This is a genomic window from Kitasatospora sp. NPDC057692, assembly GCF_042799475.1.
GTDB lineage: Bacteria > Actinomycetota > Actinomycetes > Streptomycetales > Streptomycetaceae > Kitasatospora.
This window is the reverse complement of sequence record NZ_JBHVIV010000148.1, coordinates 9,952-12,324: the sequence shown is the minus strand read 5'-3', so window position 1 is coordinate 12,324 and position 2,373 is coordinate 9,952. Positions and strand designations below refer to the sequence as shown.

The following is a 2,373-nucleotide window of genomic DNA, read 5'->3' as shown; positions in this document are numbered from 1 at the left end:
CCACTTCGGTGTCCGACGGGATCCGCACGCCGTCGATCTCGACCGGTGCGAGGGCCCGCCGGGTCCCCAGCGGCGGGGAGTACATCCGCTGCACCCCCGCAACGGCCCGAAACCTCGTCCTGACGCAGTTGCTCCGTCACCTGCTCACGCTGCGGTTCGCCGAGCCCAGAACAGGACGTGACCACTGTTCCCCTCGGGCACGAACTCTTCGTGGACCACGTCAAGGCCGGCCCGCACGAGCCAGGAGCGGCTCGTGGCGGCGTCCGCATGGCTCCACCACATCGCGACCCCACCGCCGAGCCAGTCCTCATCGGTCCCGGTCCAGGCTCGGTGCCCGGTGGTGCCCAGGAACCAACCCCCGGGCCGAAGCCAGGAAACGATCCGCTCCAGCATGGCGGGCTGTTCCGCCAACGGAATATGGATCAGCGCATACAAACAGACCACAGCGTCGAAACTCTCCTGCGGAAGCTCCAAGGCCGTGGCGTCAGCCCGGATGAAGTCGGCACCTGGCACCAGCTCCTGGGCCCTGCTGATCTGGACCTCACTGATGTCGACACCAGTGACACGGTGACCGGCCGTGACAAGGAGGCCGAAGGCCTGCCAGACGCGGCCGACCATGGCAGATCGCAGTCCGGTTCTCCGGACCATCCTCGGCGGCGCGGGAGTTTCTGAAGCCGCTCGGTCTGGCCCAGCGTGGGCGGTCGCGGCTGTGGAGTGATGATCACGGGTGGTGGCTGGGGGGTTGTGGAGTTCACCCTGCCGGCAGCGGTCTGCACGTCGGTGCGATGTGGCTGTGGCACGACGTGGACCTTTGGCGGCCGCCGGCCCCGCCCCGCGAGGATGCGCTCGCGGGGGCTGGGGCCGGGGCCAGGCGGTCAGGGGACGGCCGGGGCCTGCTCGCCGAGCAGCACCGGGAGCGCGCGGTGCCCGTTGGAGATCAGCGACTCGACCGGCTCCAGCCGCGCGTCCGGGGCGAACGCGAGGTCCGGGAACCGCGCGAACAGCCGGCTCAGTGCGGTGCGCCCCTCCAGGCGGGCCAGCGGCGCGCCGAGGCAGAAGTGCGGGCCGTGCCCGAAGGCGAGGTGGTCCTTGACCGGCCGGGTGACGTCGAACGCGGCGCCGGTCTCCCCGTATCGCACCGGGTGGCGCCCGGCGGCCGCATAGCCGCCCAGGATCGGATCGCCCCGCCGCACCGTCACCCCGCCGGGCAGTTCGATGTCCTCCACCGCGAAGCGCAGCGGCAGGTGGGCGAGCGGTGCGTCGCGGCGCAGCACCTCCTCCACCACGTCGTCCCAGCACGCCTTGCCCTCGCGCACCAGGGCGAGCTGGTCGGGGTGGGTGAGCAGGTCGGTGATGCCGTTGTCGATCAGGTTCACGGTCGTCTCGTAGCCGGCCGTGATGATCAGCAGAAGGGTGTCGCGCAGTTCCTCCTCGCTCAACGCGCCGGATCCGCCGTCGGATTCGCCGTCGCGGGCGGCGATCAGCAGGGAGGTCATGTCGTCTCCCGGCTCGCGGCGCTTGGCTGCGATCAGTTCCTCCAGCAGGGCCTGGAACGCCGCTCCGTTGGCCGCCGACTCCTCGGGGGTGAGGGTGGTGGAGAACACCCTGTCGACCATGCCCCGGAAGCTCCCGGTCACTTCGTCGGGCAGGCCCAGCAGCTGGGAGACGACCCGGATCGGCAGCGGGTGGGCGAAGCGGTCGCGCAGGTCCACCGCCTCGCCGGGGGCGCTCTCGGCCAGGTCGTCCAGCAGGGCGTCGGTCAGCTCCTCGACGCGCGCCGTCATCGCGGTGACCTGGCGGGGTGTGAAGGCGTTGCCCACCAGGCGGCGCAACCGGCGGTGGTCGGCGCCGTGCGCGTTGAACATGTTGCGCACGCTCACCCAGAGCGCCAGCGGCCAGGTCCGGACCGCCTCGTCGAACGCGGGCCAGTGCAGCAGGCCGTCCTTGGAGACCCGGGGGTCCTTGAGCAGGTCCTCCAGCAGTACGGGGTCGGACACCGACCAGGCCCGGACGCCCAGGATGTCGACCGGCGTCGCCGGACCGCGTGCGAACAGCTCGGCGGTCTCGGCCTCACGGGCGCGGCCGGTCGGGTCGAGCACCATCGGGTCGGGCACGTTCAGGTCCGGGGCACACGGCTCCGACGCGTTCGGGCCCGACGCGTTCGGGCCCGGTGCGTTCGGGGCTGAAACGAGACGCTCCACAGGGGTCCTTCATTCGATGGGGTACGGGTACGCGGGCGCGGCGTGGGCGGGGGGGGGGGGGGGGGGTCCGCCGCGGCCCCCGGCCCCGGCGCCGGCCACCGGGCAGGCGTCGAAGCCGGCCACGACGGCATCGACGAAGGCGACTGCGAAGAAGCCGGCCGCGAAGAAGGCC

General features: G+C 72.2%; 2 protein-coding genes. Both read right to left on the bottom strand.

Annotated elements, in window-relative coordinates; translation table 11 throughout:
* Nucleotides 1–144 precede the first annotated feature (144 nt).
* Nucleotides 145–618, bottom strand: coding sequence for a class I SAM-dependent methyltransferase (locus ACFVFS_RS39435; RefSeq protein ID WP_380629840.1), 474 nt, complete (start codon nucleotides 616–618; stop codon nucleotides 145–147).
* Between the two features lie 257 nt (nucleotides 619–875).
* Complete coding sequence (locus tag ACFVFS_RS39430) at nucleotides 876–2,102, bottom strand: cytochrome P450 (protein ID WP_380629841.1); 1,227 nt, start codon at nucleotides 2,100–2,102, stop codon at nucleotides 876–878.
* Between the last annotated feature and the right edge of the window lie 271 nt (nucleotides 2,103–2,373).